This window comes from Oceanobacillus massiliensis str. N'diop (assembly GCF_000285495.1).
Classification (GTDB): Bacteria; Bacillota; Bacilli; order Bacillales; family Amphibacillaceae; genus Oceanobacillus; species Oceanobacillus massiliensis.
Genome location: NZ_HE610978.1, coordinates 234,737 through 254,618, shown reverse-complemented (window position 1 = coordinate 254,618; position 19,882 = coordinate 234,737). Strand labels below are relative to the sequence as shown.

Sequence of the window (19,882 nt, the reverse complement as noted above, 5' to 3'; positions counted from 1 at the left end):
TGGGGTGATGTGAGTGAAGGATCATTTAAAAAAAGGCATGGATTACTTAAAGGAGAAAAATAAGTGGTTGCTCATTTTGTTGCCAGTTTCATTACTGGGAATCTATTTCTTCTTTATGACTTTAAGCAATGTACATACGGAAACATATGATATCGAAAGGTTCAGCAATGCTAATGTAACAATCCGTTCTCCAATCACGATAGAGAACGAACAGGAAACAGAAAGAAAGACAAGAGAGACCGTTCAGGCGGTACAGGATCGCTACGATATTTCCGATGAGGTGACAAGCGAACAGGTTGGCTTCATTGAAGAGTTATTTGATGCGATCATTAAATTAAAGGATGAGCCTGAAGCAAGTGAAGACGGGGAGAATGCGTCAGTCCTTGTCACCGATCAGGAAAAGACAATGCATTTAAAGCAGGTACTGTCGGAAGAAATCAGTAATGAAGTGGATGATGCAACACTGCTTAAACTGCTGAATTTTTCTAAGGAAGACCTGGCAGCTGGAAGGGACCTGTTTATTTCTTCCCTCGAGGAAACGATGGATAATGGTGTCCGGACTGAAAATCTGCAGACTGCCGAAGCTAATTTAAGGCAGCTTATCAATTATTCGAGCCCGAATGAAGCTCAGAAGGAAGCTTTAAATGAGCTTGCAGGTTTTGCGATAACTGAAAATTCATTTTTTGATTATGAAAGTACATCGGAAGCAAGAAAGGATGCAGCTAGCAGTGTTGACCCTGTCATGATTCGGGCGGGGGAAGTCATTGTTAGGGAAGGGCAGACCATTACTAACGAAATTTACCAAGAACTTGAGCTTGTGGGACTATTGAATGAAGAGAGGAATATATTCCCGCTCTTGGGCTTATTCCTGCTAACCCTGCTTATGATCAGTTTGATTGGTTTCGAAATGTACAGGACTGCGGAGAAGTCAAATTGGAGCTACGGTAAAATCATTGCCATCTTTTTTATTAGTATCCTCGTTGTGGCGTTTATGAAAATAGTTAGTCTCTATACGACATCGACAAATCAGCTCTTTTTTGTAACTCCAATTGCAACAGGTGTCCTGTTGAGTAAGATTCTTATCAATGAGAGGCTGGCAATTTTGCTTGCTGCAGTTTATTCGATTCTCGGATCTGTCATATTCAATGGCCAAATAGCTGGTGCATTGAATGTAGAAGCTGGGATATATTTTCTCATTTCACAGCTTGCCGGAATCATCTGCCTCATCAATATGAAGGACAGGCTCGCTATTTTAAAGGGCGGGATAGCGATAGCCATTGTCAATATGGTAACGGTATTACTATTTGTATTTCTCTCGTTCGAAAAATATTCATGGATAGATCTATTTATCCAATCCAGTTTCGGATTACTGTCTGCTTTTCTTGCAGTAGTCCTTACCATTGGTTTATTGCCACTATTCGAGACCGTCCTTGGCATACTTTCCGATATTAAATTACTGCAGCTTTCCAATCCGAACCAGCCGCTTTTGAAAAAGCTGCTTACCGAAGCACCCGGGACCTACCATCATTCGGTTATGGTGGCAAATATAAGTGAAACGGCTTGTGAAGCAATCGGGGCAAATGGTCTGCTAGCCAGAGTTGGTGCCTATTACCATGATATCGGGAAGACCGTCAGGCCACATTATTTTATTGAGAATCAGGTTGCCATGCGCAATCCGCATGATTTCATAGAACCAATGGAAAGCGCTGAAATCATTATCAATCATCCATATGATGGAGCGGATATGCTTAAAAGGCAAAAGATACCAAAGGAAATCATCAATATAGCGAGACAGCACCATGGGACCTCGTTGCTAAAGTACTTCTATTACAAGGAGAAAGAAAACGGGATAGATGTCAACGAGTCGGATTTCAGGTATCCTGGTCCAAAGCCGCATACAAAGGAAATAGCTATTATTTGCATTTGTGATTCCGTTGAAGCAGCGGTACGATCTTTAAAGGAACCGACAGCAGAAAAAATTGACGGTATCGTCGCGTCCATTATTCGAGATAAAGTCGCTGATGGACAATTGGATGAAAGTCCTTTAACATTAAAGGAGCTAAAAATCATTCAGAGAACAATATGTGAATCTTTGAAAGGTATTTTCCACTCAAGAATACAATATCCGATGAAGGAGGCAAACTGAATGTATATTGACTTTCATGACAAAACAAAAACGGTGGCCGCGGATTATATTGATTTACTGCAGCGATTGCTTGATTTTGCTGCAGAGAAGGAGGGCATTTCAAAAGAAGCTGAGATGTCTGTCAATTTCGTTGATAATAAGGAAATACAAGAACTGAATCGCAATTACAGGCAAAAGGACACCCCGACAGATGTTATCTCCTTTGCTATGCAGGAATCGGTCGAAGGTGAAATGGATGTTATCGATGTGATTGGTGAGGATATGCCACTGACACTTGGTGATATTGTCATTTCAGTGGATAAAGCAAAAGAGCAAGCGATTGATTATGATCATAGCTATGAGAGAGAGCTTGCATTCCTGACTCTTCATGGTTTTCTTCATTTATTAGGATATGACCATATGAATAAGCACGATGAAGAAATCATGTTTAAAAGACAGGATGATATTCTGGGTGAGTTTGGAATTGAAAGATAAACGGAAAATAATTGGATTTTCATACGCATGGAACGGTTTAAAGGAAATCGTGCGATCAGAGCGGAACTTCAGAATACATTTGACTGTCACGGTTTTGGTAATCATCACAGGTCTGCTGCTTCATCTCTCCGCACTGGAGTGGGGAATTATCATATTAACCATTGGGCTTGTGCTTACGGCTGAAGTCACAAACAGTGCAATTGAGAAGACAATTGATTATCTGCGGCCGGAAATACACCCATCTGCTAAGGTTATAAAGGACGTGGCAGCCGGCGCTGTGCTTGTGGCTGCCGTCATTTCTGTCGTTATAGGTGTTCTGATTTTCTGGCCAAAAATAGAATCGTTAATTTTCTAAGCCCTATTCTCAAGGGCTTTTTGTCGTTGGATTGCTGTTGGATAACAATCAGTAGGCCTGTTTTATTATGATTGCTGCCTTGCAGACTCAACTGCAATGTCAGAAACTTATTTCATAATTGTTCAATGGGGTACTGTAAAAAAAGATATTCTTTTTAAAGGTTTTGTCGAATAAGTGAAAGCACGCATTATTTGTAGTATTATATATAATATAATAGAAAACGTTTCGGAGGACACAACATGAATACAAATTCAAATTTTAAATCAGGTTTTATAACAATTATTGGAAGACCAAATGTTGGAAAGTCAACATTCATGAATCGGGTAATCGGTCAAAAAATCGCAATTATGTCTGATAAAGCTCAAACAACCAGAAATAAGATACAGGGCGTACTCACAACGGATGATGCACAGATGGTATTCATCGATACACCGGGAATCCATAAACCGAAACATCGTCTTGGTGATTTTATGGTTAAAGTTGCTGAGAATACATTAAATGAAGTTGATGCTGTTTTATTCATGATCAATGCCAAGGAAGGGTATGGCAAGGGGGATCAATATATACTTGATCTGCTGAAAAATGTAAAAGGACCCGTCTATTTGATTATCAATAAAATCGATCTCATTCATCCGGAGGAAGTTTTTTCCTTAATTGAACAATACAAGGATAAAGGCAATTTCGAGGAAATCATTCCGATATCTGCGCTTGAAGGGAATAATGTCGACCATTTAGTGGATGTACTGAAAGGGCATTTGCCTGAAGGGCCACAGTACTATCCTGCCGATCAGGTGACAGATCATCCTGAGCGGTTTGTCATCTCGGAACTAATCAGGGAAAAGGTGTTGCACCTAACGAAAGAAGAGATACCACATTCAATTGCTGTGGTAATTGAAAATATAGAAAAAAGAGAACAGGAAAAATTACTGATTCAAGCAATTATTGTAACGGAAAGAAGCACTCAAAAGGGAATACTGATCGGAAAACAAGGCAGCATGCTGAAAAATATTGGCAGAAACGCCCGAAAGGATATTGAAGCGCTGCTGGGATCCAAAGTGTATCTGGAGCTGTGGATTAAGGTGAAAAAAGACTGGCGCAATAAGGAAAGCCAACTGTATGAATATGGTTTTCGGGATGATGAATATTAAATCTGGTAATTTTTTATACTTATGATATTCAGCAGATGAGTCACTCTAATTAGTAAGTTACATTTTCAAATTAAAAGAAAGGTGGGGTTTCTTGTGATCGACCTAACTTGGAAAATCTTTAGTCAGACAGGAAACATTGAAACCTATTTATTACTGAAAGAGTTGGAAAATGCAACATTTAATGAAGAGCGTGGACAGGCTGAAACGGAATCGATTCAATCAATGGATACAAATATATAGCTTTGACGAATTGCGCTGAAGAGATTTTGCAGATCATTGGATTTGTTGATTCCTTGCAATAAGATAAGAAAGGTGAAACGGAGTGCTGGAGAAAATAGATGGTATTATCATAAAAACACAGGATTATGGCGAAACACATAAACTTGTGACGATTTTCAGTAAAAAGATCGGTAAATTTACTGCTCTTGCACGGGGAGCTAAGAAAACAAAAAGCAGGATGGCTGCAGTTACGCAGCCGTTCATTCAAGCCCAATTTTTCGTATATGTCAATACAGGTCTGAGCACAATTCAGCAAGGGGAGATCATTGATTCTTTTCGGGCAATAAGGGAAGATATTATCAAGACCGCCTATGCTGCCTATATCACAGAATTGACCGATAAATTACTGGACTCAAACGTAACGGACCCACCCTTGTATGAGCAGTTTCACCAGACTTTGACCTGGATTTCCAAAAATGAGGATGCAGAAATACCTGTCATCATGTATGAGCTGAAGCTGTATGAGAAGGCAGGATTTGCCCCTACCGTTGACCGCTGCGCAAATTGCGGTAATCCAAATTATCCATTTGCATTCTCGATAGCAGAGGGTGGGATGCTTTGTCAGCGCTGCAGGCACCTTGATGCAGATGCGGTTGGATTATCTGACTCACTGGCCAAATTATTCCGTCTGTTTTCTACAGTTGGTCTGGAAAGGATCGGCTCCATTTCCATCAAACCGGAAAATAAACAGGTCCTAAGACAGATACTCAATGCATACTATGATCGTTATGGCGGTTTTTATTTGAAATCGAGAAAATTTTTGGAGCAGCTGGATCGATTAAAATAGCTCTCGATTGACAGGTATGGCCGGATGCAGTATCATTTTTACATATTTCATTTTAATATTGAATTGCAACGATGGAGAAGAGTACCGGTATTTATCTGTTCAAAGCGAGTCCAGGGAAGTGCAAGCTGGACAACGGGAATACTGGGAAAGGCACTCCGGAGCAAAGATGATAAAGTGGCTCTTTTGAGCAAGTAGGGTGGAACCGCGGTAAGAACCGTCCCTATGTCTATCAGTTGGTAGACATAGGGACGGTTCTTATTTTTTATAAATTGGTTATAAAGGAGAGCATTTGATGAATATCCAGGAAATGATTTTAACGCTTCAGAAACACTGGTCGGAACAAAACTGTATACTTATGCAGGCGTATGATGTCGAAAAAGGAGCAGGTACGATGTCTCCGATGACACTTCTTCGCAGCTTGGGTCCCGAACCATGGAAAGTTGCCTATGTAGAACCATCTAGACGGCCTGCTGATGGTCGTTATGGCGAGAATCCAAATCGGCTGTATCAGCATCATCAATTTCAGGTCATTATTAAACCATCACCAGATAATATTCAGGAATTATATCTTGAATCCCTTCAGAAATTGGGAATTGACCCGCTTGAACATGACATTCGTTTCGTTGAGGATAATTGGGAAAACCCTACTCTTGGTGCTGCAGGGCTTGGCTGGGAGGTCTGGCTGGATGGAATGGAAATTACGCAATTCACCTATTTCCAGCAAATCGGCGGCCTGGAGGCAAACCCGGTAACTGTGGAGATTACGTATGGTATAGAACGCCTTGCATCCTATATTCAGGACAAGGAAAATGTTTTTGACCTGGAGTGGAATCATGGGGTGACAGTCAGAGATATATTCTACCAGCCTGAATATGAGCATTCCAAATATACTTTTGAGGAGTCGAATACAGATATGCTCTTCCAGTTGTTTTCCATGTATGAACAAGAAGCAAAGACAACGATGGAAAAGGGCCTCGTATTCCCGGCGTATGATTATGTGCTGAAATGTTCCCACACATTCAATCTGCTTGATGCAAAAGGTGTTATTTCAGTAACGGAGAGAACAGGTTATATTTCCCGGATCCGCAACCTGGCCAGAAGCATTGCAAAAGCATATGTTGCCGAAAGAGAGAAACTTGGTTTTCCAATGCTTAAGAAGGAGGAGGAGTAAATGGCTAAAGATGCTTTATTTGAAATTGGATTAGAGGAGCTGCCTGCAAGATTCATTGATGATGCAGAGAAACAGCTTTTAAATAAAACTGCAGACTGGCTGAAAGAGATGCGGATCTCCTATGAATCCATTACCTCTTACGCAACCCCTAGACGGCTCGCTGTATCGATAAAAGAAATGGCCGAATTCCAGACAACGATTGAAGAAGAGGCAAAAGGTCCTGCAGAAAAGATAGCGAAGGGCATAAATGGGGAATGGACTAAGGCTGCCATCGGCTTTACTAGAGGACAAGGAAAATCGACGGATGACATTTTCACCAAAGAGGTTAACGGTACTTCCTATATTTTCGTTAATAAACATATTGAAGGTAAACCTGTAGAACAGCTGCTTCCAGATTTTAAAGCAATTATGGAGTCCATCCAGTTTGGCAAGAATATGCGCTGGTCTCATGGTACACTGCGATATGCACGCCCGATTCGCTGGATTGTAGCCATGTTTGGCAAAGAGGTTATCCCATTTGAAATCGCCGGTGTGCAGACTGGAAGCAAGACTTTTGGGCATCGCTTCCTTGGCCGGGAAATCAGCCTGAATGAACCATCTGAATACGAGGATTCATTAGCAGAAAATTTTGTTGTTGCAAATTCGCAGGAACGGGAGAACATGATCTTAAAAGAAATAAAAGAACTCGAAGAAAAACATCAATTCCGTATACCGGTCGATGAGGGGTTACTGAATGAGGTTAGAAACCTTGTTGAGTATCCGTCAGTGTTTATGGGAAGTTTTGAAGATAAATTCCTTGAATTACCGTCAGAGGTACTGATCACATCGATGAAAGAACATCAGCGCTATTTTCCTGTATTGTCAGCGGATAGCGAACTGCTGCCCCGTTTTATCGGAGTCAGGAATGGAGATATGCATAAGATCGATACTGTCGTCAGAGGGAATGAAAAAGTTCTACGTGCTAGACTGTCAGATGCAGAATTCTTCTTTGAAGAGGATCAAAGACAATCCATCCATTTCTATCAGGAGAAGCTGCAGCGGGTTGTCTTCCAAGAGAAATTGGGAACAATCAGTGATAAAGTAAACCGTGTTATGTCCATTACGAAACATATTGCAGATCTACTGAAACTGGATGAAACGACGACAAAAACAGCTGTAAGAGCAGCTGAAATCAGTAAGTTTGATCTCATGACCAATATGGTAAATGAATTCACTGAACTTCAAGGTGTAATAGGTGAAAAATATGCCATTCATTTCGGTGAGACACCAGCTGTTGCGCAAGCCATTCGCGAACACTATTTGCCAAAACAGGCAAATGGCGATCTTCCGGATAGCCTGACAGGAGCAATCGTCAGCATAGCAGACAAGATGGATACCATTGTAGGCTGTATATCAGCAGGCTTAACTCCTACTGGTTCACAAGATCCTTATGGACTCCGCAGACAGGCAACAGGAATCTTGAGAATTATGAAGGAAAGGGAATGGGAGCTCTCTCTGGAGGAAATTTTGACTACCGTTATCTCTTTATATCAAAACGTGAACATGGAACAGCAGAGCATGACATCCACCGTGGAACTTCAAGAGTTCTTCAGGCAGCGGGCAGCCTTCCTGCTTAAAGAACTACATGTGGGGCAGGACGTTATACAGGCTGTACTTCACAACGAAATTGGCAGGTTTGATTACACGGTTTCCAAGGCTGAGCTTTTATCGGAAAAAAGGAATGATCAGGCGTTCAAGCCGGTACAAGAAGCATTATTGCGTGTCCTCAATCTATCTGAAAAAGCCAATGGAAAAGATATAGTGAATCAGGAATTCTTTATTTCAGAAACCGAAAAGGACTTATTTGATCAATATAACCAAAGCAAAAACGACTTTTATGCTTATGATCAGCAAAAGGATTCCGTTAAGGCTCTAGAATGCTTAGCAACATTGGCTGAACCCATCCATGCGTTCTTTGATAATAATATGGTTATGGCAGATGATGATCAGATTAGAAATAATCGTCTTGCATTGGTTAACTGCCTATCCGTACTGATTAAGGATTTTGCAGATTTGAAATTGGTTGAATGGAAGCAGCAATTCTAATCCGTATAACTTAGTTTCCCTTTTTGCTTTGTAATGCACTATAATATTTACCAATAGTATGACATAATGTTTTTAGGTGGTGAAAAGGTGGAATTATCTAAGCGGCAGGAACAAATCATTGAAATAGTGAAAGAAAACGGGCCAATAACTGGTGAACATATAGCCGATCAGCTAAATCTTGCAAGGGCAACACTTCGTCCGGATCTAGCCATATTGACCATGGCGGGTTTTCTGGATGCGAGACCAAGGGTAGGCTATTTCTTTACTGGTAAAACCGGATCTGAACTGCTAACAGAAAAAATAAAGAAATTTAAAGTTCAGGAATTCCAGCAAATACCGATTGTTGTCAAAGAAAGTGTCTCAGTCTACGACGCAATATCAACAATGTTTCTGGAAGATGTCGGTACATTATTTGTCGTTGACAACCATGCCTGTTTGACAGGAGTACTTTCCCGTAAAGATCTACTGCGGGCAAGTATTGGCCAACAGGATTTAAACTCTGTTCCAGTTCATATCATCATGACGCGAATGCCCAATATAACGGTGTGCCGCAAAGAGGATTTATTGATCGAAGCAGCGCAAAAGTTAATTACCAAACAGATTGATGGCCTGCCGGTTGTCAAAGATACCGATGCTGGTCTGGAACTAGTAGGTCGGATTACAAAAACAACGATGACAAAAGTTCTGGTAGAGTTAACGACAGATAATGCTATTTAACCTGAAACAACGATAAGTTGTCACTTATTTCCAAATTTCTATAGGTAATTATCGAGGGATGGAGAGGAGTTTTAATAATGAATACCCAACCAGTTGTTTTTGTATTATCTGACTCTGTGGGGGAAACTGCCGAATTGGTAGTTAAAGCAGGGTTAAGTCAGTTCAAAAACGGTGATTATAAAATTCAGCGTGTTCCATATGTGGAAGATAAAGAAACCATCGATGAATTTCTCCAGATTGCTAAAGAAAAAAATGGTATGATTGGCTTTACACTGGTCGATCCAGAATTAAGAAGCTACTTAAATGATAGGGCAAAAGAGGCAGACATTGAGGCAATTGATATTATGGGTCCTACCATGGAGGCAATGGAGCGGGTTTTTAACCGTACACCCCGACTTGAAGCAGGACTGATACATAAGCTGGATGAGGATTACTTTAAAAAAATCGAAGCAATTGAATTTGCTGTGAAATATGATGATGGAAGAGACCCAAGGGGAATCGCAAGGGCAGATATTATCTTAATCGGGGTGTCAAGAACTTCCAAAACACCTTTATCACAGTACCTTGCCCATAAACGAATTAAAGTGGCCAATGTACCGATTGTGCCTGAAGTGGATCCGCCAGAAGAACTGATGGTAGTCGACCCATCGAAATGCATTGGATTACGGATTACCGCTGATAAATTAAATGAGATTCGAAAAGAAAGACTTAAAGCGCTCGGTCTTGGTGATCAGGCAACATATGCTAATATGGACCGGATACATCAGGAGCTGGATTACTTTAATAAGATCGTAGACAGGATCGGATGTCAGGTCATTGATGTTTCCAATAAAGCGGTTGAAGAAACAGCAAATCTCATTTTACGAATGATACAAAAAAATTAGACTGCAGCATTCTGCTCCATAAAGAGTGGAATGCTTTCTTTTATGAAAGCTGTTTTTCGTAAGTGACGTCATTTCTAAACTTCTCATTTGATAGAAACTGCGACATAATAGCAACGGCCGATTTCCGCGGCGGACGCTCTCAGCTTCCTCGGAAGAAACCCACTTCCTGCGGGATCTTCAGCCGTTGCTATTCCCGCTGTACTTTCTTGGCTTCTATCAGCCATCTCAAATTACTTATGGATTTATTCTATAAAGAAGGCAGTCAGTAAACCCGATGAACGCTTCGGCCGATTTCCGCTCCAGGCAGTCGCTTTCCGCGGGCAACGCTTCAGCTTCCTCAGAAGCAAAACCGGCTTCTTGCGGGATCTTCAGCTGTTGCTTTTCCCGCTGGAGTCGACTTCCCTGCGCTCCAATCAATCAGCTTAACAATTGAATATCAGTAAATCGATTCAGGATTCAGAAGCCAAATCATAGCGGAGGAAATACACGAAGACTCCTGCGGGAAAGCGAAGACGCTAAGACCCCACAGGGAGCGAACTTTGCGAGCGAGGAGGCTTAGCGCGAGCCCGCGGAAAGCGCAGTGTATTTCCGGAGCGGAGATAAAACACATCATCAAATCACGGCGTAGTTTATATTTTATATAAGATTATTGGGATTGTTCATATGCAAAGAGTCTTAATGAAAAATAATAAGCATAAAGATAGATATATTAAAAAAAATGTATTATAATAAATTTTTGTGCAATCATATACGTAAAAAAATACCATGAAATGCAATTCTGAAAAATAAAACATTCATAATAAAGAAGGATTCCTGCCTGTTTATGTAGAATTAAACCATATAGCAATTGTAAAAGGGGATGCTTTCTTTATTAATTGTTTATAATCTTGTTGCTGGAGGTACAATGGTAAGTAAATATGAAGCAATAAAAACGACAGCCTTCTTAGAGTTACTAAACATAAAGAGGTTGATTTTTTTCGGAAGTTCAGAAAAAAATGTCGAAACGTGAAGGATTTTTTTAATGAATCACGAATAATAGTATAGTATGGTGGTTATTATGGCCAATCAGATACCTGAAGAGGTAATCGAAGAAGTAAGGAAGTCCAATGATATTGTTGATGTTATTGGAGAATATGTTCAACTGAAGAAACAGGGCAGGAACTACTTTGGGCTATGTCCATTCCATGGGGAAAAGACACCATCATTTTCCGTCACCCAGGAGAAGCAGATTTTTCATTGCTTTGGATGCGGGAAGGGTGGAAACGCTGTAACATTCATGATGGAAATGGAAAACTTCTCTTTCTACGAGGCAATTAAGTTTCTTGCCGATAGAAGCGGCATAGAGCTGCCGGAATCCGGCATCAAAAAAGAATCGTCCATGTCGCAGGAGAGTCAGAATATCCTGTCAGCCTATGACTGGTTGACAAAACTTTACCATCATTTATTAAGATTCACCAAAGATGGCAAAGAAGGTTACCAGTACTTGAAGGAAAGGGGTATTGAGGATGAAGCAATCGAAGCCTTTCAAATGGGATTTGCCCCCAATGTAAAAGACTTTATAGCAGAATTCCTCACCAAAAAGGGTTTTCAGCAGCAGCTTTTGGTTAAGGCTGGGATACTGTCTCAGCAAAGTGAAAATAACGTAGCTGACCGTTTCAGAGGCAGGGTCATCTTTCCAATCAGAAATCATATTGGCAAAACAGTGGCGTTCGGGGGGCGTTCCATAAGCAAGGATCAGGAACCAAAATACCTGAACAGTCCTGAGAGCGAATTATTTCAAAAAGGTAAACTGCTATACAATTTTGATTTGGCAAAGAAGCATATTCGGAAAGAAAATGAAGTAATTTTATTTGAGGGATATCTGGATGTGATTTCTTCCTATCAAGCAGGTATCAAAAACGTTGTTGCAACGCTTGGCACTGCATTGACAGAGCCACAGGCGAAGCTTCTGAACCGTTACGTGGATACTGTAGTCATTTGTTACGATGGGGACCGTGCAGGACTTGAAGCAACTTACAAGGCTGCCAGTTTATTGCAGAAAGTAGGATGCTCGATAAAAGTGGCTAAGCTTGATGCCGATATGGACCCGGACAGTTATATCCAGCGATTCGGTGGTGAGGCATTCAAGAGCAAAGTCATAAAAGCAAGCGATACCTACATGAGCTTTTATATGCGCTACCTTAAAAAAGATTTTAATCTGAAATTGGAAGGGGACCGCATAAAGTATATAGAAAGCATATTAAAAGAGCTTGCCATGATTGAGAGTTCCATTGAAAGGGAATATTATTTAAAAGAACTCGCTAATGAGTATAATATTTCACTGGAAACTTTATCTGCTGAAATGAATGAATACAGGAACAAACGGGAAATACCTAAGGATAACCGTCAAAAGAACAGATATACTAATAAGACAACAGTTAGCCGTCCTATTAAAAAGTTATTCCCTGCTTATTATAATGCAGAAAAGAAACTTATTTCCTATATGCTTCAAAATGCGCATATTACGGATAAGGTCCAGGATGAACTAGGTGCAGGATTCAATGTGGATGATCATAAGATTATTGCGACGCACTTGTTTGCTTTTTATGAGGAAGGCCATTCTCCGGATGTAAGTCTGTTTATTGAAAGGCTGGATGATCGTTTGAAGCAGCAGGTGGTGGAAGCCGCCATGATTCCAGTCCTGGAAGAGATAAGTGACAGGGAAATTAATGATTACATCCGCATCATCCAAAATGAGTCTGGTGATTCCGTTAACATTAAATCATTGAAAGAACAGCAAAAACTTGCTGAACAGCAGAACGATCCATTAAAAGCAGCACAGATTGCATTACAGATCATCGAGATTCAAAAGCATATGAAGAATACAAATTCAAATTAATCTTTAATTAGTCTGGAAGGAGGGGGACTCATGGCCGAAAATAAGCCTTCGCAAATAAAGGAAAATGAATTAACGCTGGAACAAGCAAAAGAAAAATTGGTTGAGATGGGTAAGAAGCGTGGTTCATTAGCCTATGAAGAGGTGGCAGACCGTTTATCCAATTTTGATATTGAATCAGATCAGATGGATGAATTTTATGAGTACCTGGAAGAACAAGGTGTAGATGTGATTGGTGAATCGGAAGATGATCCAAACATGCAAAAGATAGCAAAGGAAGAAGAATTCAACTTAAATGATTTAAGTGTTCCTTTGGGAATTAAAATAAATGACCCTGTCCGCATGTATTTAAAGGAAATTGGAAGAGTCAATCTATTGTCGGCAGCAGAGGAAATTGAACTTGCTTCCCGCATTGAAGAAGGTGACGAAGAAGCGAAACGCCGTCTGGCTGAAGCGAATCTACGTCTCGTTGTCAGCATCGCAAAACGTTATGTCGGCCGCGGCATGCTATTCCTGGATTTGATTCAGGAAGGGAACATGGGGCTGATCAAGGCTGTAGAGAAATTTGATTACCGCAAAGGCTTTAAGTTCAGTACGTATGCAACATGGTGGATCAGACAGGCAATAACACGGGCGATAGCCGACCAGGCAAGGACAATCCGAATTCCTGTTCACATGGTCGAGACAATCAATAAGCTGATTCGTGTGCAGCGTTCATTGCTGCAGGATCTTGGCAGGGAGCCAACACCGGAAGAAATCGGTGAAGAGATGGAGCTTAGTCCTGACAAAGTACGTGATATCCTTAAAATCGCCCAGGAGCCTGTTTCACTCGAAACACCAATTGGAGAAGAGGATGACTCCCATCTTGGGGATTTCATTGAAGATCAGGAGGCTGTATCTCCATCAGACCATGCGGCATATGAACTGCTTAAAGAACAGCTTGAGGATGTCCTGGATACATTGACAGACCGGGAAGAAAATGTATTACGGCTGCGCTTTGGACTTGATGATGGGCGCACGAGAACACTCGAAGAAGTAGGGAAAGTATTTGGTGTTACGAGAGAACGTATCCGTCAAATCGAAGCAAAAGCACTTCGCAAGCTGAGACACCCAAGCCGCAGTAAACGATTAAAAGACTTTTTGGATTGATAGGCTGTCATTATTCATGCACTGTGTGGATAATGACTTTTCCTATAATCATACTTAAAACCATCCGTATAGGGGTGAAACCATGAATGATGAAAGAACCTCTATTATCATTAAAGAAATTAAATATTGGAAGGAGCATAGAATGCTTCCTGAACGATATTGCGATTATCTCCTCGCGCTTTATACAAACGGTGAGGAACTGGAGGATGGAGAGAATGAATCCGTAACGCTGCAGCGGCGGAAACCATTCATTATCACCAGCATTTTGCTTTTGTTTTTGATGATACCGTTTTCATTTCTTATGATATATTTTACTGAATTTCATTCACTTTTGCAACTTACGGTTTTGCTTTTGTTTGGTTTTTATTCCATATGGCTTTATCGGCAATTCAGCAGGAAGCAATATGATTTCATTTATTTTCCATTGATCGCATCGCTATTGCTGCTGCTTTTATTCACAATGGAGGCCAGTCGTTTATTTACGCAAAATCAGAGCATACTAGCAACTGTGATCGTTGTAAATTTTATCCTTTGGCTGTCGATAAGCATCGTGAAGAAGATTAAGCTCCTGCAAGCACTTAGTATTTCATGTATTATTTTTACACTATTGTACATTATTTTTATAAATTTTATGGCTTAATCCTTTAAAATTAATCAAAATTCGAGTAAACTATATATAGTCTTTTATAGATACATTATTGGGATTACATAAGGAGGAAACACAATGAGAAAAAACCCAGTTGTACCATATGCAATTATTGCACTGTTAGGGGTACTTACCGTAGTTGTTATTTCAGTTGTTGGTTTAGGACAGCGTGCTGACATTCAGCAAGCTGAAGAAGGCGGAGAACAAACAGAACAGGGAGCAGAAGAGGGTCAAGAAGGCGAAACAGCGGGTGGAGATGCAGAAGCTGTATTCCAATCAAACTGTTCTGCGTGCCATGGAGCAGATTTATCTGGTGGAGCAGGCCCGGACTTAACTGCTGTTGGATCTAAATATTCAGCAGATGAAATTGCTGAAATTATCCAAAACGGTAGAGGTGCAATGCCTCCACAATCTCAGGTTGCCGGCGAAGAACTATCAGCTTTATCTCAATGGCTTAGCGAAAAACAATAATTATAAAGTGAATGGTATATAAAGTCTAAGCTTTCTGCGCAAACAGAAAGCTTTTCTTTTTTAGAAGGAGAACATGATGATTAATAAACTTAAACTTTCTGATCGTTTGGTACAAGTTGCCTCATTTCTGCCAAAAGGAGCTTTTTTTGCTGATATTGGTTCAGATCATGCCTATTTGCCATGTTATGTGTGTTTACAGGACGCTACTGCAAGGGCAATTGCCGGTGAAATTAATGAAGGACCATATAATAGTGCAAAAACAACGATAGAAAATTATAATTTGGATGAACAGGTGGAAGTAAGACTTGGAGACGGATTGGAAATATTGAATAAAGACGAAACAGACCAGATAGTAATTGCTGGCATGGGGGGAGCCTTAATACGATCCATTCTCGAAGACGGCAAATCAAAATTATCGAGCACAAAGCGTATTATTGCCCAGCCAAACGTAGATGCAAGAAACGTCAGAAAATGGTTTCTGGATAATGGCTTTCGTTTAACAGATGAAACAATCCTGAAAGAAAACGGCCACATATACGAAATCCTAGTTGCCGATCGGAAGATAGATAACAGTCCATACTCCGACAGCTCAAGGGAAAAGCAACTATTGTTCGGACCGTTGCTGTTAAAGTACAGATCTGCGGTATTTATGGAAAAATGGCAGCTTGAATATGAAAAATTAACTAGAGTGGTTGCCCAAATGCGAAATGCCAATGTACCGGATACATCCAAAATAAAGCAGTTTGAACGGGAATTGGCATGGATAGAGGAGGTAATAAACGATGAAGCAGGGGATTCTGAATAACTCAGATATTTTTCGAATTATGGAAAACTGGGCTCCCAAAAATCTTGCTTTTGAATGGGATAATGTAGGTCTGCAGATTGGTTCTTACAATCATCCAGTCCAAAAAATCATAGTTACACTCGATGTATCGGAGGAAGTTGTCGATGAGGCGATTGAAAAAGGTGCAAATCTTATCATTGCACATCATCCGTTATTGTTTAAACCGCTGAAACAGGTTAATATAGATACTGCAAAGGGAAGGATTATCCAAAAACTGATTGCTCATGATATCACGGTTTATGCTTCACATACCAATCTGGATGCTGCCGATGGCGGTGTCAATGACATGCTTTGTGATTTATTGGGTGTGGAGTCCAGAGAGATATTATTGGAGTCAGCAGAGGACAATCTATGCAAGCTTGTCATTTATGTACCTGATTCGCATCTAAACGCTGTCCGCAGCGCCTTGGGATGAATCTGGTGCAGGTCATATTGGGAACTATAGCCATTGTTCATTTCAGTCAAATGGACATGGGACATTTATGCCTTTGGAAGGTACGAATCCATTTATTGGAACAGAGAATAAGCTTGAAATTGTGAATGAAGTCAAATTGGAAACAGTCGTTCATCAGTCCAGCCTTCAGAATGCTATTAATCATATGATTGATGCCCACCCTTATGAAGAACCCGCTTATGATATCTATCCACTTGGCAATGAAGGAAAGAAATACGGTGTTGGCCGAACCGGAGTATTGAAAGAGCCTACCGACCTTAGGGCATTATGCGAACATGTTAAACATGTATTGGATGTGCCGGCACTCCGTGTTATCGGCCGACTTGACAAAAAGGTCCGCAAAATAGCTGTGCTTGGTGGTAGCGGAGAAAAATATATTCATGCAGCCAAACACAGCGGCGCAGATGTCTATATTACAGGAGATATGTCGTTCCATATTGCCCAGGATGCAGAGCAAATGGGACTGGCTGTCATCGATCCGGGTCATTATATTGAAAAAGTGATGAAGGAAGCAACCAAAAATTATTTGGACGAACAGCTTAAGCAAGAAAAATTGGAAGTAGTCATTTCCAATTCGAATACAGAGCCATTTAAATTTATATAGAATAAAGGAGTATTGCTTATATGAACAACAATGAATTTAACCATTTCGCGCTCCATCCCATCATAAACGATGTTACAGAAAGACTGGGTTTCAAAAAGCCGACAGAAATTCAGGGGAAAGTCATTCCGGCTATTTTAAAAGGACAAAGTGTCATTGGACAGTCCCGTACAGGTTCCGGAAAGACACATGCCTACTTATTGCCGTTATTTAATCAGATTGACAGCAACAAACAAGAAGTACAATTTGTTATCACGGCACCTACTAGGGAGCTGGCGACCCAGATTCATGATGAAGTAAGGAAAATAATCCATTATGCCGAAAAAGACGGAAAATGGATTGCCAAGCTGCTTGTAGGAGGTACCGATAAACAGAAAATGGTGGAGAAATTAAAAAGGCCGCCCCATATCATTGTAGGTACTCCAGGAAGAATCCTTGACATGGTAAAGGCTGACGCACTGTCGATTTATTCCGCAAAATCATTTGTAATAGACGAGGCGGATCTGATGCTTGATCTCGGATTTATCAATGAAGTGGATCAACTGCTTGTTCGTTCAAGAAAAGATATTCAGTTATTGGTATTCTCGGCAACCATTCCGCAGCGGCTGCAGCACTTTTTCAAAAAATATTTGGAAAACCCTTTGTATGTTAAAATCGAGGAACATTTTTCTCCGGAAACCATGGAACATCGGCTGATTGCGCGCAAGCACCGTAGTGATGCAGCTATCATTTTGGAGATTTCCAAAGCTATCCAGCCGTATATTTCGATTATTTTTACAAATGGTAAAAAGCAAGCAAATGAGCTGGCTCAAGCTTTGCAGGAAAAGGGATTGGATGCGGGGCTAATTCACGGGGGATTAACACCAAGGGAACGTAAACGGGTCCTGAAGGATATCCAAAATCTCCGCTATCAATACGTTGTCGCTACTGATTTAGCGGCGCGGGGCATTGATATCAAAGGTGTCAGCCATGTAATCAATGCGCAGATTCCGAAAGAAGAGGAGTTCTATATCCACCGTGTTGGCAGGACAGCTAGAGCAGGTATGGAAGGAATGGCCATCAGCCTCTATGATGAAGCCGACCTGAAATTGATTGCAAAACTTGAGCAAAAAGGTCTCACATTCACTTATGCGGAAGCAAAGGACGGGGACTGGAAAGAAGCGAAGCCATGGAATGAGCGGAAGCTTCGTACAAATACAACAACAAATTCAGAAAGAGAAGCATGGAAACAAGTTCCGAAAGCCAAGAAGGTCAAACCAGGCTATAAGAAGAAAATGAAGAGACAGCAGGAATCAATCAAGAGAAAATTAAACAAAAAGTCGAAGTTTAATAAATAGAAAATGAAACAGTATATGTAACAGGGAGAGTGTACAATTTGTTAAAAATAGGATCGCATGTATCAATGAATGGAAAAAAGATGCTACTGGGCTCCAGTGAGGAAGCTTTTTCTTATGGTGCCAATACGTTCATGATCTATACCGGTGCACCGCAAAATACAAGAAGAAAACCAATAGAAGAATTAAATATTCTGGCCGGACAGGAACATATGAAGGCCAATGGAATAGCAGATATTGTCGTCCACGCTCCCTATATCATTAATATAGGGAACTCGGTTAAACCAGAAACATTTGAACTTGGTGTCAACTTTTTAAGAAATGAAATCGCCCGTACAGAAGCAATTGGTGCTAAACAAATCGTACTTCACCCGGGTGCCCATGTTGGAGAAGGTGCTGATGCGGGAATTAAAAAGATTATCGAAGGGTTGAATGAAGTTCTCGAAAAGGACAGCGAAGTGCAGATTGCTCTGGAAACGATGGCCGGCAAAGGTTCAGAGGTAGGAAGAACCTTTGATGAGCTTGCCAGAATTTTTGACGGAGTTCATCATAATGAAAATCTGTCGGTTTGTATGGATACCTGCCATATTCATGATGCAGGGTACGATGTTGTAAATGATTTTGATGGTGTCTTGAATGAATTCGATAAAATCATTGGTGTCGATCGCATTAAAGTATTGCATATCAATGATAGCAAGAATGAGCGGGGCGCACATAAAGACCGGCATGAAAATATTGGGTTTGGACATATCGGGTATCAAGCACTGCACTATGTTGTTCATCATCCGCAGCTTGAGCACTTGCCGAAAATACTGGAAACACCATATGTTGGAACAGATAAGAAGAATAAAAAGGCGCCATACAAACTTGAAATCGATATGATTAAGAGTGGTACTTTTGACGATGATTTGAAGGCAAAGATTCTAAATGCATAGAAACTGGAGGAATAACAGTAAATTGTTATTCCTCTTTTTAATCGAACAAGTGTTCCAATCCATAAGAACGAATGATCTCATCAAATAGTTTCTGTGCTTTAGCAGCGGTTTCCTGATCGGTTATGAGCGAAAGCTGCTGAAACATTTCCTTGCGCTTAACGGCATCAAATGGGTCCGGAGAATACTGCCTAAGATAATGGATGATTGCCTGTGCTTGTTTCTCTGAAATTTGAAAGCCGTATTTATTACTGTAATTCAATAGTTCTGAACTGGACAGATTTCTTAATTTATTTTTTACGAGCTCTTTAATGAATATCGACATCGCTGACTCCCCTTTATAGAATACGTATTATTGTATGCCTCTGTTTACCAATCGTGCATGAAACGGGATTCCATAATATAACATCAGTATTAAATGGAACTTTCCATAAACTATGAACGCACCTCATTAATAGATGGGAGGTCTTGATTATGGACGAATTTCAACATGAGAAGAATAAAGATGCACAGGTCCCGCCGAATCACGG

18 protein-coding genes, 1 pseudogene and 1 other annotated feature are annotated in these 19,882 nt (G+C 40.6%); of the genes and pseudogenes, 18 read left to right on the top strand and 1 reads right to left on the bottom strand.

Going from position 1 to position 19,882, the window contains the following annotated elements; all coding sequences use genetic code 11:
- Window positions 1-13: 13 nt before the first annotated feature.
- The 18 genes and pseudogenes from OMHG_RS11175 to OMHG_RS11095 all read left to right on the top strand — a co-directional run bounded on the left by OMHG_RS11175 (window position 14) and on the right by OMHG_RS11095 (window position 19,355).
- Window positions 14-2,146: an HD family phosphohydrolase gene (locus OMHG_RS11175; RefSeq protein WP_010650926.1), complete on the top strand. Its 2,133-nt coding sequence runs from the start codon at window positions 14-16 to the stop codon at window positions 2,144-2,146.
- Window positions 2,147-2,620, top strand: coding sequence for an rRNA maturation RNase YbeY (gene ybeY, locus OMHG_RS11170; protein ID WP_010650924.1), 474 nt, complete (start codon window positions 2,147-2,149; stop codon window positions 2,618-2,620).
- The gene (locus OMHG_RS11165) at window positions 2,598-2,975 is read left to right on the top strand and encodes a diacylglycerol kinase family protein (RefSeq protein WP_010650922.1); all 378 of its coding nucleotides are present in this window, start codon (window positions 2,598-2,600) and stop codon (window positions 2,973-2,975) included. The genes ybeY and OMHG_RS11165 overlap by 23 nt, the downstream gene beginning before the upstream one ends.
- A 239-nt stretch (window positions 2,976-3,214) precedes the next feature.
- Entirely contained in the window at window positions 3,215-4,123 is a 909-nt protein-coding gene (gene era, locus OMHG_RS11160) for a GTPase Era (RefSeq protein ID WP_010650920.1), read from the top strand.
- A 93-nt stretch (window positions 4,124-4,216) separates the two neighbouring features.
- On the top strand, window positions 4,217-4,363 hold the full coding sequence (locus OMHG_RS17960) for a YqzL family protein (RefSeq protein ID WP_010650918.1): 147 nt from the start codon (window positions 4,217-4,219) through the stop codon (window positions 4,361-4,363).
- Window positions 4,364-4,445: 82 nt separating this feature from the next.
- On the top strand, window positions 4,446-5,189 hold the full coding sequence (gene recO / locus OMHG_RS11155) for a DNA repair protein RecO (RefSeq protein ID WP_010650916.1): 744 nt from the start codon (window positions 4,446-4,448) through the stop codon (window positions 5,187-5,189).
- A gap of 59 nt (window positions 5,190-5,248) precedes the next feature.
- Window positions 5,249-5,414: a binding site (T-box leader), on the top strand.
- A 67-nt stretch (window positions 5,415-5,481) separates the two neighbouring features.
- On the top strand, window positions 5,482-6,360 hold the full coding sequence (gene glyQ, locus OMHG_RS11150) for a glycine--tRNA ligase subunit alpha (RefSeq protein ID WP_010650915.1): 879 nt from the start codon (window positions 5,482-5,484) through the stop codon (window positions 6,358-6,360).
- A complete protein-coding gene (glyS, locus tag OMHG_RS11145; RefSeq protein WP_010650913.1) occupies window positions 6,361-8,445 on the top strand; it encodes a glycine--tRNA ligase subunit beta in 2,085 nt (694 codons plus the stop codon).
- Window positions 8,446-8,532: 87 nt separating this feature from the next.
- Window positions 8,533-9,162: a transcriptional regulator CcpN gene (locus OMHG_RS11140; protein ID WP_010650912.1), complete on the top strand. Its 630-nt coding sequence runs from the start codon at window positions 8,533-8,535 to the stop codon at window positions 9,160-9,162.
- A 77-nt stretch (window positions 9,163-9,239) separates the two neighbouring features.
- Window positions 9,240-10,046: a pyruvate, water dikinase regulatory protein gene (locus OMHG_RS11135; protein ID WP_010650909.1), complete on the top strand. Its 807-nt coding sequence runs from the start codon at window positions 9,240-9,242 to the stop codon at window positions 10,044-10,046.
- A gap of 1,057 nt (window positions 10,047-11,103) precedes the next feature.
- The gene (gene dnaG, locus OMHG_RS11130; protein WP_010650908.1) at window positions 11,104-12,924 is read left to right on the top strand and encodes a DNA primase; all 1,821 of its coding nucleotides are present in this window, start codon (window positions 11,104-11,106) and stop codon (window positions 12,922-12,924) included.
- Window positions 12,925-12,954: 30 nt separating this feature from the next.
- On the top strand, window positions 12,955-14,070 hold the full coding sequence (rpoD, locus tag OMHG_RS11125; protein WP_010650906.1) for an RNA polymerase sigma factor RpoD: 1,116 nt from the start codon (window positions 12,955-12,957) through the stop codon (window positions 14,068-14,070).
- An 82-nt stretch (window positions 14,071-14,152) separates the two neighbouring features.
- A complete protein-coding gene (locus tag OMHG_RS11120) occupies window positions 14,153-14,710 on the top strand; it encodes a hypothetical protein (protein WP_010650905.1) in 558 nt (185 codons plus the stop codon).
- Between the two features lie 84 nt (window positions 14,711-14,794).
- Entirely contained in the window at window positions 14,795-15,187 is a 393-nt protein-coding gene (gene cccA, locus OMHG_RS11115) for a cytochrome c550 (RefSeq protein WP_010650904.1), read from the top strand.
- Window positions 15,188-15,263: 76 nt separating this feature from the next.
- Complete coding sequence (locus OMHG_RS11110) at window positions 15,264-15,992, top strand: tRNA (adenine(22)-N(1))-methyltransferase (protein ID WP_010650903.1); 729 nt, start codon at window positions 15,264-15,266, stop codon at window positions 15,990-15,992.
- Window positions 15,970-17,089 (top strand): annotated as a pseudogene (locus OMHG_RS11105) (Nif3-like dinuclear metal center hexameric protein). Before OMHG_RS11110 ends, OMHG_RS11105 begins: the two are co-directional and overlap by 23 nt.
- A gap of 20 nt (window positions 17,090-17,109) precedes the next feature.
- Window positions 17,110-18,423, top strand: coding sequence for a DEAD/DEAH box helicase (locus OMHG_RS11100; protein WP_010650902.1), 1,314 nt, complete (start codon window positions 17,110-17,112; stop codon window positions 18,421-18,423).
- A gap of 38 nt (window positions 18,424-18,461) precedes the next feature.
- The gene (locus tag OMHG_RS11095) at window positions 18,462-19,355 is read left to right on the top strand and encodes a deoxyribonuclease IV (protein WP_010650901.1); all 894 of its coding nucleotides are present in this window, start codon (window positions 18,462-18,464) and stop codon (window positions 19,353-19,355) included.
- Between the two features lie 37 nt (window positions 19,356-19,392).
- On the opposite strand, the gene OMHG_RS11090 is transcribed toward OMHG_RS11095, so the two are convergent.
- Window positions 19,393-19,677, bottom strand: coding sequence for a DUF2624 family protein (locus OMHG_RS11090; protein ID WP_010650900.1), 285 nt, complete (start codon window positions 19,675-19,677; stop codon window positions 19,393-19,395).
- Between the last annotated feature and the right edge of the window lie 205 nt (window positions 19,678-19,882).